26 protein-coding genes are annotated in these 25,893 nt (G+C 42.6%); 21 read left to right on the forward strand and 5 right to left on the reverse strand.

Annotated elements, in window-relative coordinates; genetic code table 11:
- Positions 1 to 5 precede the first annotated feature (5 nt).
- From dhaM to dhaK, 3 genes are read right to left on the reverse strand one after another with little or no spacing between them, the layout of a single operon-like run.
- Positions 6 to 380, reverse strand: a complete 375-nt coding sequence (gene dhaM / locus ACHUFA_RS00880; protein ID WP_222347058.1) for a dihydroxyacetone kinase phosphoryl donor subunit DhaM — start codon at positions 378 to 380, stop codon at positions 6 to 8.
- Positions 381 to 959 (reverse strand): dihydroxyacetone kinase subunit DhaL, encoded by a 579-nt coding sequence (gene dhaL / locus ACHUFA_RS00885; protein ID WP_394404642.1) that lies wholly within the window; start codon positions 957 to 959, stop codon positions 381 to 383.
- Between the two features lie 9 nt (positions 960 to 968).
- Positions 969 to 1,961, reverse strand: coding sequence for a dihydroxyacetone kinase subunit DhaK (gene dhaK / locus ACHUFA_RS00890; protein WP_222347056.1), 993 nt, complete (start codon positions 1,959 to 1,961; stop codon positions 969 to 971).
- A 160-nt stretch (positions 1,962 to 2,121) separates the two neighbouring features.
- Here dhaK and dhaS point away from each other — a divergent pair, with 160 nt between their 5' ends.
- The 5 genes from dhaS (at position 2,122) to ACHUFA_RS00915 (ending at position 8,174) form a co-directional block, all read left to right on the forward strand.
- The gene (dhaS, locus tag ACHUFA_RS00895) at positions 2,122 to 2,661 is read left to right on the forward strand and encodes a dihydroxyacetone kinase transcriptional activator DhaS (protein ID WP_222347055.1); all 540 of its coding nucleotides are present in this window, start codon (positions 2,122 to 2,124) and stop codon (positions 2,659 to 2,661) included.
- 10 nt (positions 2,662 to 2,671) lie between these two features.
- Positions 2,672 to 3,658 carry a DhaKLM operon coactivator DhaQ gene (gene dhaQ / locus ACHUFA_RS00900; protein WP_394404643.1) on the forward strand — a complete coding sequence of 329 codons (987 nt, stop codon included), beginning with the start codon at positions 2,672 to 2,674 and terminating at the stop codon, positions 3,656 to 3,658.
- A gap of 295 nt (positions 3,659 to 3,953) precedes the next feature.
- A complete protein-coding gene (locus ACHUFA_RS00905; protein ID WP_394404644.1) occupies positions 3,954 to 6,047 on the forward strand; it encodes an AAA family ATPase in 2,094 nt (697 codons plus the stop codon).
- A gap of 142 nt (positions 6,048 to 6,189) precedes the next feature.
- Positions 6,190 to 7,755, forward strand: coding sequence for a serine hydrolase (locus ACHUFA_RS00910; protein ID WP_394404645.1), 1,566 nt, complete (start codon positions 6,190 to 6,192; stop codon positions 7,753 to 7,755).
- Positions 7,756 to 7,763: 8 nt separating this feature from the next.
- A complete protein-coding gene (locus ACHUFA_RS00915; protein WP_222347051.1) occupies positions 7,764 to 8,174 on the forward strand; it encodes a peptide deformylase in 411 nt (136 codons plus the stop codon).
- An 18-nt stretch (positions 8,175 to 8,192) separates the two neighbouring features.
- On the opposite strand, the gene ACHUFA_RS00920 is transcribed toward ACHUFA_RS00915, so the two are convergent.
- Positions 8,193 to 8,807, reverse strand: coding sequence for a DUF2812 domain-containing protein (locus tag ACHUFA_RS00920; RefSeq protein ID WP_394404646.1), 615 nt, complete (start codon positions 8,805 to 8,807; stop codon positions 8,193 to 8,195).
- Positions 8,808 to 8,816: 9 nt separating this feature from the next.
- A complete protein-coding gene (locus tag ACHUFA_RS00925; RefSeq protein WP_222347049.1) occupies positions 8,817 to 9,128 on the reverse strand; it encodes a PadR family transcriptional regulator in 312 nt (103 codons plus the stop codon).
- Between the two features lie 197 nt (positions 9,129 to 9,325).
- On the opposite strand from ACHUFA_RS00925, the gene ACHUFA_RS00930 reads away from it, so the two are divergent.
- The 16 genes from ACHUFA_RS00930 to glyS all read left to right on the forward strand — a co-directional run bounded on the left by ACHUFA_RS00930 (position 9,326) and on the right by glyS (position 25,814).
- A complete protein-coding gene (locus tag ACHUFA_RS00930) occupies positions 9,326 to 10,042 on the forward strand; it encodes a YebC/PmpR family DNA-binding transcriptional regulator (protein WP_394404647.1) in 717 nt (238 codons plus the stop codon).
- A gap of 81 nt (positions 10,043 to 10,123) precedes the next feature.
- Positions 10,124 to 10,576: a GNAT family N-acetyltransferase gene (locus tag ACHUFA_RS00935; RefSeq protein ID WP_394404648.1), complete on the forward strand. Its 453-nt coding sequence runs from the start codon at positions 10,124 to 10,126 to the stop codon at positions 10,574 to 10,576.
- 168 nt (positions 10,577 to 10,744) lie between these two features.
- Complete coding sequence (locus tag ACHUFA_RS00940; RefSeq protein ID WP_394404649.1) at positions 10,745 to 12,316, forward strand: ABC transporter substrate-binding protein; 1,572 nt, start codon at positions 10,745 to 10,747, stop codon at positions 12,314 to 12,316.
- A 65-nt stretch (positions 12,317 to 12,381) separates the two neighbouring features.
- Positions 12,382 to 13,341 carry an ABC transporter permease gene (locus ACHUFA_RS00945; RefSeq protein WP_222347045.1) on the forward strand — a complete coding sequence of 320 codons (960 nt, stop codon included), beginning with the start codon at positions 12,382 to 12,384 and terminating at the stop codon, positions 13,339 to 13,341.
- Positions 13,338 to 14,183 (forward strand): ABC transporter permease, encoded by an 846-nt coding sequence (locus ACHUFA_RS00950; RefSeq protein WP_394404650.1) that lies wholly within the window; start codon positions 13,338 to 13,340, stop codon positions 14,181 to 14,183. The genes ACHUFA_RS00945 and ACHUFA_RS00950 overlap by 4 nt, the downstream gene beginning before the upstream one ends.
- Entirely contained in the window at positions 14,173 to 15,033 is an 861-nt protein-coding gene (locus tag ACHUFA_RS00955) for an ABC transporter ATP-binding protein (RefSeq protein WP_394404651.1), read from the forward strand. The genes ACHUFA_RS00950 and ACHUFA_RS00955 overlap by 11 nt, the downstream gene beginning before the upstream one ends.
- Positions 15,026 to 15,901, forward strand: a complete 876-nt coding sequence (locus ACHUFA_RS00960) for an ATP-binding cassette domain-containing protein (RefSeq protein ID WP_394404652.1) — start codon at positions 15,026 to 15,028, stop codon at positions 15,899 to 15,901. The genes ACHUFA_RS00955 and ACHUFA_RS00960 overlap by 8 nt, the downstream gene beginning before the upstream one ends.
- A 127-nt stretch (positions 15,902 to 16,028) precedes the next feature.
- A complete protein-coding gene (locus ACHUFA_RS00965) occupies positions 16,029 to 16,709 on the forward strand; it encodes a gamma-glutamyl-gamma-aminobutyrate hydrolase family protein (protein ID WP_394404653.1) in 681 nt (226 codons plus the stop codon).
- 215 nt (positions 16,710 to 16,924) lie between these two features.
- Entirely contained in the window at positions 16,925 to 17,776 is an 852-nt protein-coding gene (locus tag ACHUFA_RS00970) for a MetQ/NlpA family ABC transporter substrate-binding protein (protein ID WP_394404654.1), read from the forward strand.
- Between the two features lie 83 nt (positions 17,777 to 17,859).
- Positions 17,860 to 19,227 (forward strand): M20/M25/M40 family metallo-hydrolase, encoded by a 1,368-nt coding sequence (locus tag ACHUFA_RS00975; RefSeq protein ID WP_394404655.1) that lies wholly within the window; start codon positions 17,860 to 17,862, stop codon positions 19,225 to 19,227.
- Positions 19,220 to 20,284 carry a methionine ABC transporter ATP-binding protein gene (locus ACHUFA_RS00980; RefSeq protein WP_222347038.1) on the forward strand — a complete coding sequence of 355 codons (1,065 nt, stop codon included), beginning with the start codon at positions 19,220 to 19,222 and terminating at the stop codon, positions 20,282 to 20,284. Before ACHUFA_RS00975 ends, ACHUFA_RS00980 begins: the two co-directional genes overlap by 8 nt.
- A gap of 12 nt (positions 20,285 to 20,296) precedes the next feature.
- Positions 20,297 to 20,989: a methionine ABC transporter permease gene (locus ACHUFA_RS00985; protein WP_394404783.1), complete on the forward strand. Its 693-nt coding sequence runs from the start codon at positions 20,297 to 20,299 to the stop codon at positions 20,987 to 20,989.
- 9 nt (positions 20,990 to 20,998) lie between these two features.
- Entirely contained in the window at positions 20,999 to 21,835 is an 837-nt protein-coding gene (locus tag ACHUFA_RS00990) for an aldo/keto reductase (RefSeq protein WP_222347037.1), read from the forward strand.
- Between the two features lie 376 nt (positions 21,836 to 22,211).
- Positions 22,212 to 23,126, forward strand: a complete 915-nt coding sequence (gene glyQ / locus ACHUFA_RS00995; RefSeq protein ID WP_222347036.1) for a glycine--tRNA ligase subunit alpha — start codon at positions 22,212 to 22,214, stop codon at positions 23,124 to 23,126.
- Positions 23,126 to 23,764, forward strand: a complete 639-nt coding sequence (locus tag ACHUFA_RS01000) for an FMN-dependent NADH-azoreductase (protein WP_394404656.1) — start codon at positions 23,126 to 23,128, stop codon at positions 23,762 to 23,764. Before glyQ ends, ACHUFA_RS01000 begins: the two co-directional genes overlap by 1 nt.
- 10 nt (positions 23,765 to 23,774) lie before the next feature.
- Positions 23,775 to 25,814 carry a glycine--tRNA ligase subunit beta gene (gene glyS, locus ACHUFA_RS01005; protein ID WP_222347034.1) on the forward strand — a complete coding sequence of 680 codons (2,040 nt, stop codon included), beginning with the start codon at positions 23,775 to 23,777 and terminating at the stop codon, positions 25,812 to 25,814.
- Positions 25,815 to 25,893: the final 79 nt, after the last annotated feature.

Genomic DNA, 25,893 nt, shown 5'->3' on the forward strand with positions numbered 1-25,893 from the left:
CTCCTTTATTTATTGATGGTTAATTCCGCTAATTGGGCTTGAATACTGTCAAGGTCAGCGCCAGCTTGCAAGAGAGCAGTAGCTGTATAGGCACCTTCGACAATCGGAACTGAGTTGACAATGATTTCCTTATCTGAAAAATCAGCAACCATTTCCAAATTCATTTTGGCAGAGCCTAGGTCAAAGAAGGCTAGCAGGGTCTCTTTGTCATTTTGATCAACCACAGCTTGTACCTGGTCAAATGAAGTTCCGATACCGCCATCTTCTGTCCCGCCAACGTAAGTGATAGAAACATCTTTAGCCACTTCAGAAATCAGGTCAATGACGCCCTGAGCAATGTTTTTTGAGTGAGAGACAACAACAATTCCAACATCTGCCATCTAGACACCTCCCACTTCAAGAAGGGCTTTGAAGAGCAAGCCTGATGAGAAAGAACCTGGGTCGATATGACCAACAGAACGCTCACCTACATAAGAGGCACGGCCCTTGGTTGCCTTCATGTCTTTAGTCGCTTCCACCAAACCATCGATGACTTCCTCAGACAAGGTACCTGATTTGATGGCTTCAATCACACCAGTCCAAATATCAACCATGGTTTTTTCATTGGTTTCAGCCTTGCCGCGTTTTTGAATCATTTCTAGACCAGCAGCTAGGACATCGGCCATGTCAGTGCCAGCCGTTTCTGCCTTGGTCATGCCCATAAAAGCAGAGCCATAAAGAGGTCCAGAAGCGCCACCGACTTTGCTCAAGAGTTGCATGGATACCATCTTTAAGACATCAGCTGCGCTAGCAAAATCAGCGCCGTCCATGTTTTCCATAACAGCAGCCATACCACGAGCCATGTTGCCACCGTGGTCGCCATCACCAATTGGAGTATCCAATTCTGATAAGTAATCTTTATGTTCTTGGATTTTAGCATTGAAGGCTGCCATCCAAGCTGTTGCAGTTTGTAATTCCATAAGTATCTCCTATCCCCAAGCGATGGCTGTTACTGGGCTTTCAAGGGCAGCACGCCAGTCTTCATTTTCCAATTTAATCAAGGTCAATGACAAACCAGCCATATCAATTGAAGTCATGTAGTTACCCAATTTCTTGTAGGTGATGTCAAGTCCTTTTTCAGCCATTAGCTGTGCCACATCATTAGCAAAGACATATTGTTCCATAAGAGGGGTAGCTCCCATACCATTGATGAGAATACCGAATTTGTCTCCTGCTTTAGCCTCAAATGACTCTGTTAATTTATCAACCAATTCTTTGGCCAAGTCTTTAGAGCTTTGCATTTTTTCTTTGCGGTAGCCTGGTTCACCGTGGATACCAATACCAAATTCAATTTCATCATCTTCGAGAATGAAACCTGGTTTACCAACTTCAGGAACCGTTGCACCACTGAGGGCAAGTCCTACGGTGTGGATATTTTTCACTAATTCATCAGCGCAAGCTTTGATCTCGTCAAGAGATTTACCAGCGCGAGCCATTTCCCCAAGAATCTTATGAACAAGAATGGTTCCAGCAACTCCGCGACGGCCTTGAGTGTAGAGGCTGTCTTCAACGGCAATGTCATCGTCAACGATAACGCTAGCTACATTGATACCTTCCATTTCAGCCATGTCTTGGGCCATTTCGAAGTTCATGACGTCACCAGAGTAGTTTTTGATAACCATGAAGACGCCAGCGCCTTCGTCAGCTTCTTTGATAGCTTCAAAGACTTGGTCAGGTGTAGGAGAAGTGAAAACTGCTCCGCAGATGGCTGCAGAAAGCATACCATCACCGACGAAACCAGCGTGAGATGGTTCGTGACCGCTACCACCACCAGAGATGATACCGACTTTGCCCGTTTTTTCAGCGTTACGTGCAATGATGTCAAAGCCTTCCACACGATGCACTAAATCGCTGTGGACAAAGGCAAGACCGTCAAGCATTTCAGGGAGCACGTCTGTTGGTTTGTTGATAATTTTTTTCATGAGTCTAACTCCTTTTTTGATTTTTACACATTTATTATAAAAAAGAGGGACTAAGATTGGAATGGACAAAAGAGAAGTTCTGTCCGCCTAGAATTAGTTTTCAGTCTGGAGAAAACATGGTAGACTAGAGGAAATAGATTACGGTTTAAAGGGGGAAAGTATGGTCTCCTCATTGATTACGAAAAAGCGGATAGCCAAGGCTTTCAAGAGGTTGTTTGTTCGTCAATCTTTTGAAAAAATTTCTGTCAGTGTGATTATGGAAGAAGCTGGAGTTCGGCGACAGACTTTCTACAATCATTTTGTGGATAAGTATGAGCTGCTGGAGTGGATTTTTCAAACAGAGCTGCGTGAGCAAGTGACGGATAATTTGGATTATATTTCAGGCATTCAATTATTGACGGAACTCTTGCATTTTTTCCATTGCAATCGGGATTTCTATAGAAAATTGTTTGAAATTGAAGATCAGAATGATTTTTCTTCCTATTTTGAAGGTTACTGTCAACAATTGATTGCTAAGTTGATAGCAGATTATCAGATTCGGACCTTTGAGACAGAAGAAGAGAAGGAACTGTTTTTGACCTATCATAGTTTAGCTTTGGCCAATCTCATCAAGCATTTGTTAACGTGTTCAACGACTTCTTGTCAGTTGGACAATCAGGCGATTGTGCAGTTGATTACAACATCGTTAGAAAATTATTAGGGTGAAATGTATGGTACAGGTATGTAATAAGGGAATGGATTTTGTGTTGGAAAGTATCAAAGCTATCACTCGTATCCATCCACATTTGAAACAAATTGGCAATCTACCAGCCATTTATAATAGCCAGGTAGGTGCGGAACAAATCCCGATTTTATCAGGTGGAGGCAGTGGCCATGAGCCAGCTCATTTTGGCTATGTGGGACAAGGCATGTTAACAGCTGCTATTAGTGGTCCGATATTTATCCCACCGTGTGCAGCGGATATTTTAGAAGTGATTCGATTTTTGAATCGTGGCAAGGGTGTTTTTGTTATCATTAAGAATTTTGAAGCGGATTTAAAAGAATTTTCTCAGGCCATTCATGTTGCGCGTGCGGAAGGGATTCCAGTAAAATACGTCGTAGCCCATGATGATATTTCTGTGGAGACGTCTAATTTCAAGTTACGTCACCGTGGAGTTGCAGGAACAATTTTACTGCATAAAATTTTAGGCCAAGCAGCCTATCAAGGAGCTAGTTTGGATGATTTAGAGGCCTTGGGATTGGAGGTTGCAACTTCCATGGCGACCCTAGGTTTTGCAACAAAACCAGCTACTATTTTAGGGGACAATCATCCTATGTTCCAATTGGAACCAGGGAATATTTCCTTCGGGATTGGGATTCATGGTGAACCAGGTTATCGGACGGTCCCATTTGATTCTTCCGAAGTTCTTGCCAATGAATTGATTAATAAACTCAAAATGAAGTTGAAGTGGCAGGACGGAGAGCGATTTATCTTACTGATCAACAATCTGGGGGCCACTTCTAAAATGGAAGAGTTGATTTTCACCAATGATGTCCTTGATTTTTTGACCCTAGATGAACTGGATATTGTCTTTTCTAAGGCAGGTCATTTGATTACGAGCTTGGATATGGCTGGTCTGTCGATTACCCTCTGTCGCCTGAAAGAGGCTATCTGGCTGGATTATTTAGAGGCGCCGACAGATGCCTTTGGTTGGTAAACTGATAGAGAATCATTCGATAGTTTCGAGTGATTTTTTATTTTTTTACAATAGGTCAAAAATAGTCAAACAAAAACATTGACCTTTGCTGATCAATGGTGTATAATAACAACATAAGGTTAGAAAACCTTAGTGAATTGAGATTTTGGAGGTGGCTGTATGACAAGTCATTTCATTTTTGAAGTAAAGGTCAGTTTTGGTCAAACACACATTACTGAACCTGAAATTATTCCGAGACAGGCCTAGTTTTTATTTTTAGAGAAAAGGTCAGCAATAGTCAAAAAGGAGCAAACACATGAACAACAATTTTAATAACTTTAACAATATGGACGATATTTTCAATCAACTCATGGGGAATATGGGAGGCTATCGTTCTGAAAATCGTCGCTACCTCATCAATGGTCGCGAGGTGACACCGGAGGAATTTGCGGTTTACCGTCAAACGGGTCAGTTGCCACAAGAAGACGGCGCGCAAGCTATTTCACAAAAAAATGGAACTGTAAAAGAAGATGGAATTTTAGGCAAGTTAGGAACTAATCTGACAGAAGAGGCTCGGCAAGGGAAGCTTGATCCGGTCATTGGACGTAACAAGGAAATTCAAGAAACTGCGGAAATTCTTTCTCGTCGTACCAAGAACAATCCAGTCTTGGTCGGTGATGCTGGGGTTGGTAAGACTGCCGTTGTCGAAGGTTTAGCGCAGGCCATTGTCGCTGGTGATGTACCGGCTGCTATCAAAAACAAAGAAATTATCAGTATTGATATTTCAGGCTTGGAAGCGGGCACTCAGTACCGTGGGGCTTTCGAGGAAAATATCCAAAAATTGGTGGAAGAGGTCAAGGTAGCTGGAAATATTATCCTTTTCTTTGACGAAATTCATCAGATTTTAGGAGCGGGTTCAACAGGTGGAGATTCTGGTTCCAAGGGGTTGGCGGATATGATCAAACCTGCACTTTCACGTGGTGAGTTGACAGTGATTGGGGCTTCTACTCAGGATGAATACCGCAATACGATTTTGAAAAATGCAGCCTTGGCGCGTCGTTTCAATGAAGTCAAGGTCAATGCGCCGTCGGCTGAAGATACTTTGGCTATCTTAAAAGGTATTCGCGATTTGTACGAGAATCACCACAATGTTATCTTGCCAGATGAGGTCTTGAAAGCGGCAGTAGACTATTCTATCCAATACATTCCGCAACGGAGTTTGCCAGATAAGGCCATTGACTTGGTGGATATGACGGCCGCTCACTTGGCAGCACAGCATCCTGTGACAGATGTCAAGTCTATTGAGGAAGAGATTGCTCGCCAGAAAGATTTACAGGAAAAATTTGCCCAAGAGGAGGACTATGAAAAAGCTCTCCAAGCCAAAGTACGTATCGAAGAATTGCAAAAACAAATCGAAAACCACACTGAGAATAAGAAAGTAAGGGCAACAACCAATGATATCGCTCAATCAGTAGAGCGCTTGACAGGTATTCCTGTTTCACAAATGGGAACTTCTGACATTGAACGTCTCAAAGAAATGGCCAGTCGTTTAGAAGGAAAAGTCATTGGTCAGGATCAGGCAGTTGAAGCTGTGGCACGTGCTATTCGTCGTAATCGTGCTGGCTTTGATGATGGCAATCGACCAATCGGTAGTTTCCTTTTCGTTGGTCCAACAGGGGTCGGTAAGACGGAATTAGCCAAACAGTTAGCACTGGATATGTTTGGGACCAAGGAAGCCATTATTCGTTTGGATATGTCGGAATATAGCGACCGGACTGCGGTTTCTAAGCTGATTGGCACGACAGCTGGCTATGTGGGTTACGATGATAACTCGCATACCTTGACCGAGCGCGTGCGCCGCAATCCGTACTCTATCATTCTCTTGGATGAGATTGAAAAGGCGGCTCCTCAGGTCATTACCCTTCTCCTCCAAGTCTTGGATGACGGCCATTTGACAGATGGTCAGGGTAATACCGTTAACTTCAAGAACACCGTGATTATCGCGACGTCCAATGCTGGTTTTGGCTATGATCCTTCTGGGGAAATGGCAGAGCTGTCTATCATGGAGCGGATTGCACCCTACTTCCGTCCTGAATTTCTCAATCGTTTCAACGGCGTGATTGAATTCCACAAACTAACCAAGGAAGACCTGCGCGCGATTGTAGACCTCATGCTTAAGGAAGTTAATCAGACGTTGGCCAAGAAAGGTTTGGTTTTGTCGGTCAGTGATGAAGTTGTTCAGCACTTGATTGAAGAAGGTTATGATGAAACCATGGGAGTACGCCCCCTCCGTCGCGTCATTGAAAATCAAATTCGTGATAAGGTCACTGATTTTTACCTAGACCATACAGATGCCCAGCACCTTAAGGCTGATTTGGTGGATAATCAAGTGCTTATCAGTGCAGCCTAATATGTTTTAAACGTCGCTTACTACAACTGTCTGTAGTTTGTGCAGTATAAAAGAACCGCCTTTCAGGGCGGTTTCTCTATTTACAAAACGAATCAAGTGGCATATAATGAAGAGGTAAAATTTTTTAGGAGATTGTTTTAAAATGGACAAGATTATCCATCGGTGGCTCTATTTTGCCTTAGCTAGTCTGGTTGGAATCATGCTACTGGGCTCTTCCCACTTTGTCGCAGCAAGAGAAGTGAGCAATGGAGGAACAGAGAGTGCCACACAACCTTCTTCATCTGTTCCTGTAGAAGCTGTAGAAGCAGATGAAATTACAGTAGCTGTAGAATTGGAAGAGGACTCTACAAGTGATCAGGATGCGGAAGGAACGACGGTAACTAATCCGGATACGATGGAGAGTAGTAGTCAAGAGGAGCCAGCGCTAACGTCTGATGACTCTGTGCCCGTCCCTTCATCTGATACAGGGGACTCATCAACTCCAAGTCCAGCAACTGAGTCTGAAAAAAACGAGGAAGAAAGTGCTACACTAGCTAAAGAAATTGAAAGCAAACCTGTTTATCGTTTGTATAATTCTCAAAATGGAGAACATCTTTATACCACGGATGCTAATGAGAAAACTGTTCTCTATGAAAAACATGGCTGGGGCTATGAAGGGATTGCTTGGTTTGCACCAGTCGAGGGAGTTCCAGTTTACCGTCTTTATAATCGTGGATTGCAAAATCATCTCTATACAACAGATACAAATGAAGTGAATGTCTTAACCCTTCAACATGGCTGGACGAAGGATAATAATGGTCGCCCAGTATTTTATTCTGGGGGAGAGGTTTCGATTTATCGCATCTACAATCAAGTACTTCGTGGTCTCCACCATTGGACAACAGATAAAAATGAGTACAATATTTTGCGACAACATGGTTGGCGTCAGGAAGGTGTTAAGTTTCAGGCGGTTCGTTTAGGTCAACCAATTCGGACACAGTATGCAGCCGATGAGGCCTTGGCTGCACAAATTAAGTCTATAGGTGGCTATCAGATTGATTATGATACCAAAAAAGACTTATTAAAGGCTATTAGAAGTATACAAAATGTGGGCTATCAATTAGGATTTATCATGGTTGATGTTCGTACGAAGCAAGGTCTAGAATTTAATGCAGATCAAAAGTTTTATGCTGCTAGTACCGTGAAAGGGCCATTTGTTGCAAGTCTGGCGGCAAAAAATCCAATGTCCATTCGTTATTCAAAGGCTATGATGCAATCTGTTTTGCAATATTCTAGCAATGAAGGTTACTGGTCTTTACGTGTAGATACATATGGAGATTCTAGTTTACGCGCTTGGACAAGAGAAGCAGGCGTACGAGAAAGTGTTGTAGATGCTCTTTATCCATATTACAGTAGTCGCGAATTACATAAATTATGGCAACGCAATTATACTTATTTTACGAATGGTAAGACTGGTCAACAAGTCGGTACTTGGTTTGAAAATCCAAATTTATCGCCCATCAAGTCAGTGCTTGGCGACCAATATAGAACGCAATCAAAAGCGGGTTGGATTGCTTATCCAGGCTATCACGCAGCTAGTGATGCTGGAATCGTCTATGCAAAAAGTGGTCCTTATATTTTAGCGATTATGACAGACGCTGATGCACAGCTTTATCGACTAAATCCAGTTGTTACTGCTTTGCATAAGGCACAGAGCAAAATAAAATAGGAGATGCGATGATTCAACCAATTATGAAAGATTTTTTCTTTCTCCAACAGCCGTCACAAGTGGCGACGCAGGCGGATTTACAGGTCGGGATTGACTTGCAAGATACCTTGCGGGCTCATCAGGAGCATTGTGTAGGTATGGCAGCCAACATGATTGGAGTGCAGAAACGGATTATCATTGTCAATATGGGTTTTACCAATTTGGTTATGTACAATCCAGTTCTTCTCAGCAAGGCTGGTCCTTATGAGACAGAAGAGGGCTGTCTATCGTTGGTTGGTAGCCGTCCGACGACACGTTATCAAGAAATCACAGTCAGCTTTTTCAATCAAGATTGGAAGAAGCAAACGTTGACCTTAAAAGATTTTCCAGCCCAGATTGTCCAACATGAACTGGACCATTTGGAGGGGATTATCATCTAAAAAGAGCTGAGACATTTCTCAACTCTTTTTTGTTTTGCTTTTATAGGCAATTTGGAAATAAAAAATAGCAAGGATAAGGAAGAAATAAGAGAAGATACCGCTTCTTCCAATAGCAAAGGGAAGTTCAAATAAAAAGGAAACCCAAAAATGATACCCCTGCCTGTCCCAGATACCAGGAGTAAGGAACCAGGTTTTAGGTGCAAAGAATTGGTAATGGTGTTGGTGCATCACAGTTGTCTGTGAAAAGTAGATGGATAAAAAGACAAGAAAATAGCTGTAGGCAAAGTTGCGGTAACGAGTGTAGAAGGCATTTTTAGATTCGCTGTCAGAAAAAATTTGGTCAGACGAAGCTTTTTCTGTCTGGCGAAAATACTGGGTTCCGCTAAAGCGACTGCCGGCAATCAGTTGCCAGCCACTATCCGCAAAGAGGGTCAGATAGTCTAAGTAGGCTTCCTTTTTAAAACTTTCGCGAAAATCTAAGCGGATAAGAGCTTGTGTTTCTGTTTGGCTTGGCTCAAAGGTATAGCTGGCTAACCAAGGATTGACCTTAGTCAGTCGATAGCCTTGAGCTTGGATACTGTTGATCCAATTTTCTTCGTCTTGCAATGAGGTAAAAATTTTGTGCTTTTTCATGATAAACTCCTAAAAATTTAATTTTTGCGCAATGCTGCTTAGTTTACGGATGCGGTCCGTTTCTAACTGAAGCATTTCCTTGCCACTAGCTGTTATTTGATAGACTTTCCGACGCTTGTCTTCACTAGGAACAGCGACAATCCAGCCAGTTTTTAATAGGTTTTCAATGGCTCCGTACATGGTTCCGGCAGCAATTTTGACATCACCGTCGCTCATTTCTTCCACCTGCTGCATGACTGCATAGCCGTGAGCAGGCTCTAAAAGTGCCAGCAGGATATAGTAGGTGGTTTCGGTCAGTGGTAAATATTTATTTCGTTTCATAGTGATGGATTTTTATCTTTCTATACAGTTGAACTTTATAATTGTATTATATATCATCAGACTATACATGTCAACTGTATAGTTGAGACCATTTCCTTTCTTCTCAAAACTGAAAGAATGTGGTATAATAGGGCAGTCTGAAACTAGCTCTGCTATTTTCAAAATAAGAAAAAACAAATATAGATGAGGTGAATCCCATGGGACGTAAGTGGGCCAATATCGTAGCTAAGAAAACAGCTAAAGACGGTGCTAACTCAAAAGTTTATGCAAAATTTGGTGTAGAAATCTATGTAGCAGCTAAAAAAGGTGATCCAGATCCAGAAACAAATGCTGCCCTTAAATTCGTTGTGGACCGTGCAAAACAAGCACAAGTGCCACGTCACGTAATTGATAAAGCCATCGACAAAGCCAAAGGAAATACAGATGAGACTTTCGTGGAAGGTCGTTACGAAGGCTTTGGACCAAACGGTTCAATGATTATCGTGGACACATTGACATCAAATGTCAACCGTACTGCGGCTAATGTTCGTGCTGCCTATGGAAAAAACGGTGGTAACATGGGTGCATCTGGCTCAGTGTCTTACCTCTTTGATAAAAAAGGGGTTATCGTCTTTGCCGGTGATGATGCGGATGCTGTCTTTGAACAATTGTTGGAAGCAGATGTCGAAGTAGATGATGTGGAAGCAGAAGATGGTACAATCACTGTTTACACTGCCCCAACTGATCTTCACAAAGGAATTGAAGCCCTTCGTGCCAACGGTATTGAAGAATTCCAAGTGACTGAATTGGAAATGATTCCTCAATCAGAAGTAGTGCTTGAAGGCGACGACTTGGCAACGTTTGAAAAACTTTATGATGCCTTGGACGACGATGAAGACGTACAAAAAATCTACACAAACGTAGAAGGATTTTAAAGAGAGAAAAAGCTGGGGAATATTCCTTGGCTTTTTTGGAATACTTCATAGAACAATGGGACAGTTGAAAAGGGTGAAAATATGAGGATTGAAACATTGTCACTTCAAAATGTGGGCAAGTATTTAGACTATTTACAGTTAGCTCTCTCCTTAGAGCCTGAAATGATGACAACGGATATTGTTGATGAGAAAGAGATAGTAGAAGCCCTAGCTAAAGAGTCTAGCGAAGTCTGCAAGTCATTACTAGCTTTTGAGCAGGACCAAGTTATCGGAAGACTAGAATATCATTTTTATACCTGTATACAAGACCAGTATAAAATGGCCTATGTCAATTGGGTATATGTTTTACCGGCCTATCGCCACAAGGGAGTTGCGCAATACTTATTTAAAACATTCGAGGCTATCTGTGTTGATAATCAGGTAAATCAGTATTTTTTGATTCGGGCTGATAATGAAGAGGCAGAGAAGTTTTACACAGCATTTTCCAATGTTAAATTGAGTGACATGCCTATCTTACGAAAAGATATAAACTAGGCTATTTGTTAGTGGGGAGGAAGACGACTGAGTCTGCTCCCTATTTTTGTGTCAATTATTTAGCGATTAAAATTTTTTAATTACTCTTTAAAACTATATATTTGTCAAGAACTAGTGAAACTGTTAAGATAAGGACCATATCAATTAAGAAAAGTTTAAGGAGAGTACATGAAGAAAAAAATAGTAGCAAGCCTTCTCTCAGCTGTAGCCGTTTTGGCTCTAGCAGCTTGTGGATCAGGCAATAGTAGCAAGACAAGTTCCTCTCGTTCAGCAGCAAGCTCAGATACCTTTACTTATGCCATCAATGGAGATCCGAGTTCAACAAATCCGATTAATACGAGTGACCGCTGGGGCTTGACCTTTGCAAATATGGTCTATTCACCGCTCGTCCGTGTGGAAGCAGACGGTTCTTATGTCAATGAATTGGCAGATGGTTATGACATTGCTGAAGATGGTCTCAGCATTACAGTTAAATTGCGTCAAGATGTCAAATGGTCAGACGGTGAGAAATTTACAGCGGATGATGTAGTCTTTACCTATGAGCAAAAAGTGAAAAAAGAAAATGGCAATGCTGATGGTCTTTGGATCAATGACAAGCCGGTTACCGTAGAAAAGGTAGATGATTACACGGTTAAATTCATCCTTCCGTCTGTCAGTGCAGCGGCCTTGGATAATATCGTTACAGAAACCTATATCATTCCTCAACATGCCTACAATGATGAGCCAGATTTCTCAGTTAGCCAATTGACCAATGATGTAGTGGGGACTGGTCCTTACAAACTGGTTGAATACAAGCACGGTGAGTACATCAAGTTGGCAGCCAATGAGAATTACTATAAGGATAAGGCGAGCATTGAAAATCTTGTGTTACGAATTATCACCAGCGCAGATACCACAAAAGTTGCCCTTCAAACAGGTGAAGTCGATGCAGCTTTCGTCTTGCCAACAGATATTGCAGACTTGGATAAAAATAGTATTGCGACCTATGCCTATACAGAAAATCGAGTTGGCTACATGGGCTTGAATACTCTGACTGATGAGTTGAAAGATGTGCGCGTGCGCCAAGCGGTTCTCTACGCTCTCAATAAGGATGAGATGAACCAAGCGGCTTATTTGGACAAAGAATATTATGAAACACCTTACTCATTCTTACCAGTTGCCAATCCTTACCAGACTAAGAAGGTTGAGAAATACAGCCAAAATGTAGATAAGGCTAAAAAACTCTTGGCAGAAGCAGGCGTTTCTAACTTGAAACTCAATTTGGCCTACTCAGCTTCTGACGCTGCTCAAACCTTGCAAGCAACCTTGATTCAAGAACAATTGGCCAAAGTTGGTATTACCGTCGAATTGGCTGGTGGTGACTCAACAGCTATCTCAACTGAAATTCGCAAACCAGACTCAACCATGTATGACCTCTTCTTGAATGGTTATATCATGGGAAATGACCCTGACCAATACGCTCGCCTCTTCAAAACAGGCGGTGGTTCAAACTACTTCCACTTGAATTCGAGCAAGGTAGATGAGCTCTTTGCCCAAGGTGCTGTTGAATTGGACAAGGAAAAACGTCATCAGATTTATGATGATTTGCAAGCAAGTTTGGCAGATCAAGCAGCTATCTACCCAATCGTTGACAACAAGAAAATCTTGGCTGTTAACAAACGGATTGGAAACGTTGAAAAAGCTGGTTTGATTCCAATTTATACTTTTGAAGATCCGTCAAAATTGACAGTAGAAAACTAAGACGGACAAAATCATAGACCTGAGACTGGACATTGCTCCAGTTTTAGGCATTTATAGGAGAAAAAATGTTCAACTATATTTTAAAGCGAATTGCCCAAGCCATCCCCTTGCTTTTGGTTATTTCCTTTATCGTATTTTCTTTGATTCAGCTGGCACCCTATGATGTCATTGACTCTTTGACAACACCCAATATGACGCCAGAGCAGATAGAGATTTTGAAGGAGCAGCACGGTCTCAATCAGCCTTTTTTGAGCCAGTATGTGATTTGGCTCAAGGGGATTTTGACGGGTGATTTTGGAAACTCGCTCTTGACCCAGCATAGTATTGCTGCAGATTTGGCAGAAAAAATTCCTCATACAATTTCCTTAGTCTTACCAGCCTATCTGACAGCCTTGGTTTTGGCCATAGTCTTGGGCTTGGTGTCTGCAGCCAATCGTGGGAAATGGGCAGACCGCTTCATTGATGGCTTTGCTTCCTTTGGGATTGCAGTGCCAACATTTTGGTTTGCCATGATTTTGATTTATATCTTTGGCTATCGTCTCAATGCTTTGCCATTTATCGGCATGTATACCTTGGGCAAAGAAGGGCAGTTAGGAGACTTTCTTGCTCATTTCACTTTGCCCTATATCACGCTGACCATGGCTTTTATGCCAGAGTTGATTCGTTATATTCGAACGGCAGCGATTGTCGAAGTGGATAAGGACTATGTGACGGTGCAGGAGGCTTTTCAGGCTTCGCGCGCGGCTATTTTTGGCAAACATATTTCGCGTAATGTCTTGATTCCTATCGTGACGCAAATCGGTATGGCTCTGCCCATGTTGGTAACGGGAGCCTTGATTACGGAAACGATTTTTGCTTGGCCAGGTGTTGGTCCCTATCTGACGACGGCGACGCGGAGTTTGGACTATCCTGTTATCATGGCAGCTATGCTTTTATCAGCTATTCTGGTGATTTTGGGTAATCTTTTATCCGATATTCTCTATTCACTTGTTGATCCACGCATTACGAAAGGAGGTCAGGGATGACATTTTTGAAACATCTCAAAGAAGAGTTACTGGCTTCGCCTCTCTACCTTTTTTCAGCGGGATTTCTCTTGCTTATTTTGATTTTGTCTTTGGTGGCACCACTTATTCCTATTAATCCTAATGCAACCAATGTCAGTCAGATGAATCAAGCGCCCGGTTTAGAGCACATTTTTGGGACAGATAATGTTGGGCGAGACTACTTTATTCGCGTTGTTTATGGAGGACGTGTGTCGCTCTTGGTTGGCGTTTTAGCCATGTTGGCTTCTGTGACCATTGGGAGTGTGATTGGGATTATTGCTGGATTTTTCGGAGGGAAAGTGGACAATGTTCTCATGCGACTAGTGGATGGCTTGTCTTCTATTCCTTGGTTGGTGTTGGTCATTGTGCTCAGTGTCTTTTTGAAACCAGGTCTGACGACCATTATCATCGTTATCGGTGGCTTTTCTTGGATGTCCATCGCTCGTCTGCTTCGTGCGGAAACATTGGCTGCTAAGGTTCATGATTATGTGCAATATGCGGACTTTATCGGTGTGAAAAAGTCGGTGATTATTCGTCGTCATATTTTACCTGCCATTCTGCCAACCTTGATTGTAGCCGCGTCAGCCAGCATTTCCTCGGCTATCATGACCGAGTCAGCTCTTAGCTTCTTGGGAATCGGGATTCAGCAGCCTCTGGCTTCCTGGGGAAGTCTTTTGCAAAATGCCCAGTCAACCCTGCAAAGTGCACCCTATATGGCGATTTTACCGGGGTTTTTTATCCTCTTCACTATTTATTCTTTCAATAATCTTGGTGACTTGCTCCGAGATAGTCTACAGAAGGAGGTGACTGTCGGTGACAACTAGTTTAGCCATTAAAAATTTAAAAATTGAAAAGATTGGGAAGAAGTCCAATCAAGTTCTAGTCAAAGGGGTGGATGTTTCTCTGACGTCGGGTCGTATTCTAGGAATTGTTGGCGAGTCTGGTAGTGGGAAAAGTCTGACCATGAAGTCCGTCTTAGGTATCTTGCCAAAAGGATTGAAGGCTACCTATGATACCATCAAAGTGGAAGGGTTGCCGATTGAAAATCAATCCTCGCTTCCAGTAGCGATGATTTTCCAAGACCCCATGACCTCGCTCAATCCTTTGCGAAAAATCGGCTATCACCTAGAAGAAGTGCTCAAACGATTTCAGCCAAATTTGACCAAGGAAGAGCGCCAGGGAAAAATGCTGGAAATGTTGGGGCGAGTAGGGATTCAAAATCCCCAACTCCGTCTCAAACAATATCCTTTTGAGTTTTCAGGAGGCATGCGCCAGCGGATTCTCATTGCCATGGCTCTATTAGCAAATCCCAAGGTTTTGATTGCGGATGAACCGACAACCGCACTTGATGTGACCATTCAGGCCCAAATTTTGGTGCTACTCAAGGAGTTGCAGGAAACGCTTGGTTTAACGGTTGTTATCGTAAGCCATGATTTCAGTGTGATTGCTGGACTTTGTGATGAAGTGAAGGTTATGCGTCAAGGCGAGTTTGTGGAAGAGGGCAGTGTTGAAGAGATTTTCGACAATCCTCAGCATTCCTATACACAGGAATTATTGCGAGCAGCTTGTCTGGAGGCAAGCACTGTCACTACAGATATGCAAGCAACGCGGGCAACGGAGCTAGTGGCCTTAACTCCAACTCATCGTGTTAGAAAGGAGATTGTTCATGACTAAGCCAAGCTTTATTCAGGTAAGTGATGTAGAGAAAGTTTACGCCAAGAAAAATCTTCTAGGACAAGAACAGCGCCACCTAGCGGTAAATGGGGTTAGTTTGGACCTTTATAAAGGGGAAACCCTGGGCTTGGTTGGTGAGTCGGGTTCTGGGAAATCCACGCTTGCTAAGTTGATTTTAGGTTTGGAAAAACCAAGTTCTGGTCAAATTTCCTATCCGGGTCTGACAGATCAAGAATTGAAGAATCAAGCACTTCAAATCATCTACCAAGATCCATTTTCAGCCCTGAACCCCTACCTGTCAGCCTTAGATAGTGTTAAAGAACCCTTGTTCAAATTGCCTAAGGAAGAGGCGGAAGCACAGGCTTTGGCTGTCTTAGAGCGGGTTGGTATCAGTGGCAATGACGTTCATAAGCGACCAAAATCCTTTAGTGGTGGACAACGCCAGCGGATTGGGATTGCGCGTGCGGTGGTCAGTCGTCCACAATTTATTGTCTGTGATGAGCCGACATCAGCCTTGGATGTCTCTATTCAATCTCAGATTTTAGAGTTGTTGGCAGAATTGCAGGATGAATTTCAATTATCTTATTTGTTTATCTCGCATGATTTGACAGTGGTAGAGCATTTTTCAGATCGGATTGCGGTGCTCTACAAGGGGGCATTGGTCGAATTAGCACCTGCGGATAAACTTTTTGCTAATCCACAACATCCCTATACCCAATACCTTTTGGCCGCTAATCTGCCTCTGAATCCTGCTCGTGCAAAAGAGCAATTAAGTCAGTTATCTAGCCAAGTCTCAGACTTTACCTTGACGGAAGCATTTGACTGGGTTGAGGTAGAAGAAGGACATTTTGTTAGAAAAAATAAATAAACCTAGGCTGGGATAAAAATCTCAGCTTTTCCTATTAAAATTCTTTATTTGTTCTTAAATTTTATATATTAGACGAAGAAATTTACCCATGTTAAGATAGGAATATCAAAAAAGAGGAGGACTAGATATGGCTAAGGTAATTGTTGGAATTTCAGGAAATGTCAAGGTGCTACCAGCCATGTCAGGCATGGTTTATGATGCGGTAGGCCGAGATCTCTCTCAAGCCGTGACTCATGCTGGCGGTCTTCCGATTGTTATTCCTATGGGGACGCCAGATTTAGCAAAAAACTATGTTGCCATGATTGATAAGCTTATTTTGTCTGGTGGGCAAAATGTTCACCCTAAATTTTACGGTGAAGAAAAATCCATTGATAGCGACGATTATTCGCTTGAACGTGATGAATTTGAACTGGCCCTTATCCAAGAAGCCTTGAAGCAAGGGAAGCCCATTTTTGCAGTATGTCGTGGCATGCAGTTGCTCAATGTTGCCTTGGGTGGTAGTCTTCATCAAGATATTGAAAATCATTGGCAGGAGGATTTGACAGGCACCTCACATGATTTGCAGATTCGACCTGGTAGCCGTGTCAGCCGTCTTTTTCAAGAAAGTCGTCAAGTCAACTCTCTTCACCGTCAAAGTATCAAAACCTTGGGAGAAGGCTTGGTTGTAACAGCTAAAGATCCACGTGACGAGACGATTGAAGCCTATGAAGGAGATTCCCTTTTAGGTCTCCAATGGCATCCAGAATTTCTCATGGAAAATAGCCAAGCCAACCGTCGCCTCTTTGAGTATTTGGTGCAAGAATTTTAGAAATATGAAGTCGGATGAAGGTCCGATTTTTTTTACAAAAACAGATATAGTTTTTAACTATAACGTTTACAAAAAAGAGATAAAAGAAATTTAAGTGGCACTTAAAAATTCTATATTAGGCAGGGCTATTGGTTTATGATAAGATAAGAACAGTTAAAAAACTTAGGAATGTGAAAGTATCTAGAGATGGTTCACATTTAAAAAGGAGAAGAGTTATGAATTTTAAAAAAGTATTTGGATTAGCAGCGGTTGCTGCCTTGTCAATTGGTGCTCTTGCAGCATGTGGTTCGAAGAAAGAAAGTAAGTCAGACAGCAACACTGTTAAAATTGGAGTTATGGGCTTGAGCGCAACCGAAGAAGCTCGTTGGGATAAAATCCAAGAACTCTTGGGCGATGATGTCAAAGTTGAGTTCACTGAGTTCACAGACTACTCACAACCAAACCGTGCCGTTGCTGAAGGTGAAGTAGATATCAACGCTTTCCAACACCACAACTTCCTGAACAACTGGAACAAAGAAAATGACGGTGACTTAGTTGCAATCGCGGATACTATCATCTCTCCAATCCGTCTCTACTCAGGTACTGAAAATGGAAAAAACAAATACACTTCAGTAGACCAAATTCCAAACGGAGCTGAGATTGCTGTACCAAACGACGCAACAAATGAAAGCCGTGCCCTTTACCTCCTTCAATCAGCTGGCTTGATTAAATTGGATGTATCAGGTACTGAATTGGCAACTGTTGTTAACATCAAAGAAAATCCTAAAAAATTGAAAGTGACAGAATTGGACGCAAGCCAAACTGCTTCATCTCTTCAATCAGTAGCAGCAGCAGTTGTAAACAATACCTTCGTACAAGAAGCAGGTTTGGACTATAAAAATGCTATCTACAAAGAAGTAAAAGATGAAAATTCAGAGCAATGGTACAACGTCATTGCAGCTAAAAAAGACTGGAAAAAATCTGATAAAGCTGAAGCAATCCAAAAAATTATCGAAGCTTACCACACAGATGATGTGAAAAAAGTTATCGAAAAATCTTCAGACGGTTTGGATGAACCAGTTTGGTAAAAAGCAACAACAGGAATACGATCGTATAACAAGGGGCGTGTGAACACATACGCCTCATTTGCCTTATTATAAAGGAGTAAGCCATGTCAGGAAAAGTAGAAAAAATTCAAAAATTTGAGTCGGATGAATTGATCCAGCACTATTTTGAAGTGTTAAAAGTCTTGATTTCGAAAAAGTCTATCTTTGCCCAGCAAATCGGGCTTTTGGAGGTTGCGACTTTCTTGAAAGACTTGTTTGAAGCTGAAGGAGCCGAAGTGACCTTAGATGATTCCTATGCAGCGCCTTTTGTCATGGCCAAGTTCAAAAGTCCAGTGCCTGATGCCAAGACCATTATCTTCTACAATCACTATGACACAGTACCAGCAGATGGGGACCAGATTTGGACAGGGAAACCCTTTGAAGTGGATGTCCGTTACGGGCATATCTATGGTCGCGGTGTGGATGATGATAAGGGCCATATCATTGCTCGCTTGACGGCGGTCAAGAGCTACTTGGCACAGCACGGTCAGCTTCCTGTCAATATTACCTTTATTATGGAAGGGGCTGAAGAGTCGGCTTCTGTTGACTTGGACAAATATTTAGAAAAATACAAGTCTCACTTAGTCGGTGCTGACTTGCTAGTCTGGGAACAAGGTTCACGCAATGTTCTTGACCAGCTGGAAATTTCTGGTGGAAATAAGGGAATCGTGACCTTTGATGTTTCCGTCAAGAGTGCGGATTTAGATATTCACTCATCCTTTGGTGGGGTTATTGACTCAGCGGCCTGGTATTTGCTCAATGCCCTTCAATCTATGCGGGCTGCAGACGGACGCATTTTAGTAGATGGCATTTATGAAAATGTCCAAGAACCTAACGAACGTGAATTATCCTTAGTAGAAGAGTTTGCCTTAGCGACCAGCCAAACGGTGACGGATGTTTACGGATTGACCTTGCCAACCTTGGTAGAGGACCGTAAGGAATTTCTCAAACGCCTTTATTTCGAGCCTTCTATGACCATTGAAGGATTGTCCACAGGCTATCTTGGTCGAGGGGTCAAAACTATCATTCCAGCGCAAGCCTCTGCAAAAATGGAAGTCCGCTTAGTACCAGGTTTGGAACCTCATGATGTACTGGACAAGATTCGTCAACATTTGATAAAATATAACTTTGAGAAGGTTCAAGTAGACTTTACCCTAGGAGAAATGAGTTACCGCAGCGACATGTCTGCACCGTCTATCTTGAACGTTATTGAATTGGCTAAAAAATTGACCCCAGAAGGTGTGGCTATCTTGCCAACTTCACCAGGAACTGGCCCGATGCATACTGTTTTCCATGCTCTTGGTGTACCACAAGCTGGTTTTGGAATGGGCAATGCCAATAGCCGTGACCACGCTGGCGACGAAAATGTCCGTATTGCAGACTATGTTAGCCACATTGAACTAATTGAGGAGTTAATCACAAGTTATGAGTAAAAAAATGATTCAGTTGGATCATATTGATGTGACCTTCCACCAGAAAAAACGCACCATTGAAGCCGTGAAAGATGTGACCATTCACATCAATCAAGGTGATATTTATGGGATTGTGGGTTATTCTGGTGCGGGTAAGTCAACCTTGGTCCGTGTTGTCAATCTCTTGCAAGTACCTAGTAAGGGGAAGATTACCATTGATGAAGATGTCATCTTTGAAGGAGACAAGGTGGTCTTGAAACCGAGTCAACTTCGGCAAAAACGCCGTGAAATTGGGATGATTTTCCAGCATTTCAATTTAATGGCACAAAAAACAGCTGCAGAAAATGTAGCCTTTGCCCTCAAACATTCTGGTTTATCAAAAGCTGAAAAGGCAGAGAAAGTTGCCAAGTTGTTGGATTTGGTTGGCTTGGCAGATCGTGCGGAAAACTATCCGTCACAATTGTCAGGTGGACAGAAACAGCGTGTCGCAATCGCGCGTGCTTTGGCCAACGATCCAAAAATCTTGATTTCAGATGAAGCAACATCTGCCTTGGATCCTAAGACAACCAAGCAAATCTTGGCGCTTTTGCAAGAACTTAATCAAAAACTGGGTTTGACCATCGTTCTGATTACCCATGAAATGCAGATTGTCAAAGACATTGCCAATCGTGTGGCGGTCATGCAAAATGGTCAGCTCATTGAAGAAGGTTCTGTATTAGAAATTTTCTCACATCCAAAAGAAAGTTTGACTCAAGACTTTATTACAACTGCAACAGGAATTGATGAAGCCATGGTCAAAATAAACAAACAAGATGTGGTCTGCAACTTGCAAGCTAGTGAAAAATTAGTTCAGCTTAAATACGCTGGGCATGCGACGGACGAACCCTTGCTCAATCAAGTTTATAAGAATCACCAGGTTACAGCTAATATTCTTTATGCTAATATTGAGATTTTGGATGATACGCCTGTTGGGGAAATGGTCGTCATCTTATCAGGTCAGCTTGAAAATGTTGAAGCTGCCTTGGCTGAAATTAAGACGGCTAATGTTGAAGTAGCTATTTTGAAGGAGGGAAACTAAATGTTGGATTCCATTTTACAGTATATTCAAACCAATTTCCCAGATGTTTACAAGATTGGCTGGGACGGGCAGACAGGTTGGTGGACAGCTACTTACTTGACTCTCTATATGACCTTTGCTTCCTTTGCAGTTGGTGGAGTCATGGGCTTGGTGACAGGTTTAGCCTTGGTGGTAACAGGTCCTGGTGGGATTCGTGAAAACAAGGTCCTTTTCTGGATTTTGGATACTGTTTCATCAATTCTTCGTGCGGTTCCCTTCATCGTTCTCTTGGCCTTGATTTTCCCATTGACTAAGTTAATTGTAGGGACAACCATTGGTACAGACGCAGCCTTGGTGCCACTTGCCCTTTCTGTTTTTCCATTCTACGCCCGTCAAGTACAGGTAGTTTTGGCGGAATTGGACCGCGGTGTTATTGAAGCGGCTGAAGCTTCAGGCGCAACTTTCTGGGATATCGTCTTGGTTTACTTGGGTGAAGGCTTGCCAGAAATCATCCGTGTTACAACCTTCTCGCTGGTTTCCTTGGTTGGTTATACAGCTATGGCAGGTGCCATTGGTTCGGGTGGTTTGGGAATGGTGGCCCTAGTTTACGGACAACAGCGTTTCAACTATGATGTTACCTTCCTAGCAACTATCTTGATATTATTGATTATCTTCGCCATTCAGTTTATCGGAGATTTCCTATCACGTAAAGTGAGCCACAAATAGGAGTAGAAGATGAAAACATATACAATGAACAATGGTTTGACCATTCCAGCGGTGGGTTTTGGAACCTTTAATTCAGCCGACGGTGAGGAAGTTTACAATGCTGTTTTGACAGCTCTTAAGGCCGGTTACCGTCATATCGATACGGCTGCCTATTATGGTAATGAAGAAAGTATCGGTCGTGCTTTGAAGGATTCAGGCCTTCCGCGCGAAGAGCTTTTTATCACGACAAAATTATGGAATGACGCCCATGGTTATGAGGAAGCAAAAACTGCGCTTGCAACTTCTTTGGAAAAATTGCAGTTAGACTATTTGGACCTTTACCTCATTCATTGGCCAAATCCAGTCAATCTTCGTGACCGTTGGCAATCGGCCAATGCTGAAACATGGAGAGCGATGGAAGATATGCTAGAAGCAGGTCTTATCCGCACAATCGGTGTCAGCAATTTTATGGTTCACCATTTGGAAGAGCTCTTGAAAACAGCTAAAATTGTTCCTGCGGTCAATCAAATCCGTCTAGCACCAGGTGTTTATCAGGAAGAGATTGTCAACTACTGTAAAGATAAGGGCATTGTCATTGAAGCCTGGAGCCCGCTTGGTCGTGGGGAATTATTCTCTCATCCGACCATGCTTGCCTTGGCTGAAAAGTATGGTAAGTCTGTTGCTCAGATTGCCCTTTCTTGGTCGTGGGCGCACGGTTTCTTGCCACTTCCTAAGTCGGTGACGGATAGCCGTATTGTTGAAAATCTAGATTTCCAAGACCTTGCTTTATCGGCTGAAGATATTGAATCAATTACAGCTATCCAAGGCGTGACGGGGGCTTATAATCCTGATGAAACCAATTTTTAGCAGATAATTATTAGACAAATATCCTATTTTCTGCTACAATAGTCGCTAAGAAAGAAAGTCTTAGGACGCTTGTCTAGCGAGCCCGTGGTAGTGGAAGACGGGTCGGGTTACCTGATGAACTGGCGCTTTCGGTATTTTTGTCACATAAATGAAGTAATAAATTAGGGTGGAACCGCGTTTCGACGCCCCTATGTCAGATGGCATAGGAGTGAAGGACGTGGTTCTTTTCTTGTATGCTAAACCTAAAGTTTTAAGTAGCTAACGGCAATCGCTGGGGCGACTTACCTAGTCGATGCACTAGTTTGTTAGTCAAAAAAATATCGTTTTTGACTAACAAATGTCGCAAGAAATTATTATTTAAGAAAGAGAGAAACTTATGTCTAAAAAACTAACTTTCCAAGAAATTATCTTAACTTTGCAACAATATTGGAATGACCAAGGTTGTATGCTCATGCAAGCCTATGATAACGAAAAAGGGGCGGGTACCATGTCACCTTACACCTTCCTTCGTGCTATCGGACCTGAGCCATGGAATGCGGCTTATGTAGAGCCATCACGTCGTCCTGCGGATGGTCGTTACGGTGAAAACCCTAACCGTCTTTACCAACACCACCAATTCCAAGTGGTTATGAAACCATCACCATCAAACATCCAAGAACTTTATCTTAAATCATTGGAATTGCTTGGCATTAATCCACTTGAACACGACATTCGTTTCGTTGAAGATAACTGGGAAAACCCATCAACTGGTTCAGCTGGTCTTGGTTGGGAAGTTTGGCTTGACGGGATGGAAATCACTCAGTTTACTTACTTCCAACAAGTTGGTGGTTTGCAGACGGGTCCTGTAACGGCTGAGGTAACTTATGGTTTGGAACGTTTGGCATCATACATCCAAGAAGTGGATTCTGTTTATGATATCGAATGGGCACCAGGTGTTAAATATGGTGAAATCTTCACGCAACCTGAATATGAGCACTCAAAATACTCATTTGAGATTTCGGACCAAGATATGCTTCTTGAAAACTTCGAGAAATTTGAAAAAGAAGCTGCGCGTGCCTTGGAAGAAGGCTTGGTTCACCCAGCCTATGACTATGTTCTCAAATGTTCACACACCTTCAACTTGCTTGATGCCCGTGGTGCGGTTTCCGTAACAGAACGTGCTGGCTACATCGCTCGTATCCGTAACTTGGCACGTGTGGTGGCTAAGACCTTTGTGGCAGAACGTAAAAAACATGGTTTCCCACTCTTGGATGAAGCGACACGTGCGCAACTTTTGTCTGAGGAAGATTAATGGATACGCTGATTATTAACAGTCATCCAGATTTTAACAATTCCCATTCCTTTTCCCATCGTATCCAGTCCCTCTTTTGTGAGAAATTTGCGCAGGCATTTCCGCAGAGTAAGCTAACGGTTCTTAACCTCTACGATACGCTTATTCCTGAAATTTCCAAGGAAGGTTTGTTGACCATTTGGCAGAAATTGGGAGCAGGAGAATCTTTGACCGCTGCTGAGGATCAAATGGCAGAGCAGTCAAAAGCTCTTTTGGAGCAGTTTAAGGCGCATAAGCGTCAAGTCTTTGTCTCACCCATGCACAATTTCAATGTGACTGCCCGTGCTAAATCATATATTGATAATATTTTGATTGCTGGCGAGACCTTCAAGTACACGGAAGATGGTTCTGTCGGTCTCATGTCAGATGACTATCGCGTGGTGCTTTTAGAGGCTTCGGGGTCTGTTTATTCAGATAATGGTCGTTACACGCCTTATGAATTTCCAGCCATGTATTTGAGAGCCATCTATGAAGAATTCATGGGCTTTGCAAGTTTTCAAATTGTCCGAGCAGAAGGGACAAGTATTCTTGACCCTCAACACGTTTTAGATAAGGCATCCAAAGATTTAGATGCTGTTTTTGCAACATTTTACCAGTAAGGAGTAACACATGACGAAAGATTTATTAGTTGAACTTGGTTTAGAAGAATTACCAGCCTACGTTGTCACACCGAGTGAGCAACAATTGGGTCAAAAAATGGCCAAATTCTTGGAAGACAATCGCTTGTCTTTTGAGTCAGTTCAAACTTTTTCAACCCCACGTCGTTTGGCAGTTCGTGTTAAAGGCTTGGCTGACCAACAAACAGATTTGACAGAAGATTTCAAAGGCCCATCTAAGAAGATTGCTTTGAATGCAGAAGGAAACTTCTCAAAAGCAGCCCAAGGATTTGTTCGTGGTAAAGGCTTGACGGTTGATGATATTGAATTCCGCGAGATTAAAGGTGAAGAGTACGTTTACGTCACTAAACATGAAGCTGGAAAACCTGTGGTAGAAGTTCTTGCTGGTGTTCCAGAAGTTCTTGCTAGCATGACTTTCCCAGTGAACATGCACTGGGCTGGAAACTCATTTGAGTACATCCGTCCTGTCCATACTTTGACAGTGCTTCTTGATGACCAAGCTTTGGACATGGACTTCCTTGATATTCAGTCAGGACGTGTTAGTCGCGGTCATCGTTTCTTGGGTCAAGAAACTGAAATTGCTTCAGCCAACTCTTATGAAGATGATTTGCGCAAAGTCTTTGTCATCGCTGACGCTAAAGAACGTGAGCAAATGATTGTTGACCAAATCAAGGCTATTGAAGCTGAGCGTAATGTTCAAGTTGAAATTGATGCTGATTTGTTAAACGAAGTGCTTAACTTGGTTGAATACCCAACTGCTTTTGTAGGTTCATTTGACACTAAATACCTTGATGTTCCAGAAGAAGTTTTGGTAACCTCAATGAAAAACCACCAACGTTACTTCGTTGTTCGTGACCAAGAAGGCAAACTCTTGCCAAACTTCATCTCGGTTCGTAATGGTAACGCTGAGCATATCGAAAATGTCATCAAAGGGAATGAGAAAGTTCTTGTTGCCCGTCTTGAAGATGGTGAATTTTTCTGGAATGAAGACCAAAAATTGGTTATCGCTGATTTGGTTGAAAAACTGAAAAAGGTTACCTTCCATGAAAAAATTGGTTCCTTACATGAACACATGGGCCGTGCCAAAGTTATTGCTGACTACCTTGCTGACCAAGCAGGTCTTGCTGCAGATGAGAAAGCAGCCGTTCTTCGTGCCGCAGACATCTACAAATTTGACCTCTTGACAGGTATGGTTGGTGAGTTTGATGAGCTTCAAGGTCTCATGGGTGAAAAATATGCCCTCCTTGCAGGTGAAGAAGCAGCGGTTGCCACAGCTATTCGTGAACACTATATGCCAATATCAGCTGATGGTGACCTTCCAGAAAGCAAGGTTGGGGCCGTTCTTGCCCTTGCTGACAAATTGGACACCCTATTGTCATTCTTCTCAGTTGGCTTGATTCCAAGTGGTTCAAACGACCCTTATGCCCTTCGTCGTGCGACACAAGGTATCGTTCGTATCCTTGACGCTTTTGGTTGGGAAATTCCACTTGATGAGTTGGTGGCTAGCCTTTACAACTTGTCATTTGACAGCTTGACTTACGCTAATCAAGAAGAAGTTATGACTTTCATTTCAGCTCGTATTGAGAAGATGATTGATTCAGCCATTGCTAAGGATATTCGTGATGCGGTTCTTGCGTCAGACACTTATGTGGTCCGCCTCGTTCTTGAAGCTAGCGCAGCCATTGCCCAAAAGAGCAAAGAAGGCGGCTACAAGGCCGCTGTTGAGAGCTTGTCACGTGCCTTTAACTTGGCAGAAAAAGCTGATGCTTCTGTGTCAGTTGACAACTCACTCTTTGAAAATGCCCAAGAAGCAGCCCTTGAACAGGCTGTCGCTTCACTTGAATTGACAGACGACATGGCAGCGAACTTGGACAAACTCTTCGCCCTCAGCCCAGTGATTAACGACTTCTTCGACAACACTATGGTTATGGCAGAAGATGAAGCTGTGAAGAATAACCGCTTGGCTCTCCTTGCCAGCCTAGTTGCCAAAGCTAAGAAAGTTGCTGTCTTTAATTTGTTGAATACGAAATAGGAGATTGATTTACTATAAATTGAGAAAGGAATTGAACCCGAGTGGAAAGCTAGGAATTTAGATAAAATCACTAGAAATT

Origin of the sequence: Streptococcus hepaticus (genome assembly GCF_043656315.1) — a bacterium.
Classification (GTDB): Bacteria; Bacillota; Bacilli; order Lactobacillales; family Streptococcaceae; genus Streptococcus; species Streptococcus hepaticus.

Coding starts and splice junctions, on each gene's coding strand:
- ACHUFA_RS00905 (WP_394404644.1), top strand. CDS start 3,954: ATGAACAACAATTTTAATAACTTTAACAATATGGACGATATTTTCAAT.
- ACHUFA_RS00915 (WP_222347051.1), top strand. CDS start 7,764: ATGATTCAACCAATTATGAAAGATTTTTTCTTTCTCCAACAGCCGTCA.
- ACHUFA_RS00975 (WP_394404655.1), top strand. CDS start 17,860: ATGTCAGGAAAAGTAGAAAAAATTCAAAAATTTGAGTCGGATGAATTG.
- dhaS (WP_222347055.1), top strand. CDS start 2,122: ATGGTCTCCTCATTGATTACGAAAAAGCGGATAGCCAAGGCTTTCAAG.
- ACHUFA_RS00940 (WP_394404649.1), top strand. CDS start 10,745: ATGAAGAAAAAAATAGTAGCAAGCCTTCTCTCAGCTGTAGCCGTTTTG.
- ACHUFA_RS00965 (WP_394404653.1), top strand. CDS start 16,029: ATGGCTAAGGTAATTGTTGGAATTTCAGGAAATGTCAAGGTGCTACCA.
- dhaL (WP_394404642.1), bottom strand. CDS start 959: ATGGAATTACAAACTGCAACAGCTTGGATGGCAGCCTTCAATGCTAAA.
- glyS (WP_222347034.1), top strand. CDS start 23,775: ATGACGAAAGATTTATTAGTTGAACTTGGTTTAGAAGAATTACCAGCC.
- ACHUFA_RS00980 (WP_222347038.1), top strand. CDS start 19,220: ATGAGTAAAAAAATGATTCAGTTGGATCATATTGATGTGACCTTCCAC.
- ACHUFA_RS00935 (WP_394404648.1), top strand. CDS start 10,124: ATGAGGATTGAAACATTGTCACTTCAAAATGTGGGCAAGTATTTAGAC.
- ACHUFA_RS01000 (WP_394404656.1), top strand. CDS start 23,126: ATGGATACGCTGATTATTAACAGTCATCCAGATTTTAACAATTCCCAT.
- dhaK (WP_222347056.1), bottom strand. CDS start 1,961: ATGAAAAAAATTATCAACAAACCAACAGACGTGCTCCCTGAAATGCTT.
- ACHUFA_RS00930 (WP_394404647.1), top strand. CDS start 9,326: ATGGGACGTAAGTGGGCCAATATCGTAGCTAAGAAAACAGCTAAAGAC.
- ACHUFA_RS00945 (WP_222347045.1), top strand. CDS start 12,382: ATGTTCAACTATATTTTAAAGCGAATTGCCCAAGCCATCCCCTTGCTT.
- ACHUFA_RS00920 (WP_394404646.1), bottom strand. CDS start 8,807: ATGAAAAAGCACAAAATTTTTACCTCATTGCAAGACGAAGAAAATTGG.
- dhaM (WP_222347058.1), bottom strand. CDS start 380: ATGGCAGATGTTGGAATTGTTGTTGTCTCTCACTCAAAAAACATTGCT.
- ACHUFA_RS00960 (WP_394404652.1), top strand. CDS start 15,026: ATGACTAAGCCAAGCTTTATTCAGGTAAGTGATGTAGAGAAAGTTTAC.
- glyQ (WP_222347036.1), top strand. CDS start 22,212: ATGTCTAAAAAACTAACTTTCCAAGAAATTATCTTAACTTTGCAACAA.
- ACHUFA_RS00925 (WP_222347049.1), bottom strand. CDS start 9,128: ATGAAACGAAATAAATATTTACCACTGACCGAAACCACCTACTATATC.
- ACHUFA_RS00990 (WP_222347037.1), top strand. CDS start 20,999: ATGAAAACATATACAATGAACAATGGTTTGACCATTCCAGCGGTGGGT.
- dhaQ (WP_394404643.1), top strand. CDS start 2,672: ATGGTACAGGTATGTAATAAGGGAATGGATTTTGTGTTGGAAAGTATC.
- ACHUFA_RS00970 (WP_394404654.1), top strand. CDS start 16,925: ATGAATTTTAAAAAAGTATTTGGATTAGCAGCGGTTGCTGCCTTGTCA.
- ACHUFA_RS00910 (WP_394404645.1), top strand. CDS start 6,190: ATGGACAAGATTATCCATCGGTGGCTCTATTTTGCCTTAGCTAGTCTG.
- ACHUFA_RS00950 (WP_394404650.1), top strand. CDS start 13,338: ATGACATTTTTGAAACATCTCAAAGAAGAGTTACTGGCTTCGCCTCTC.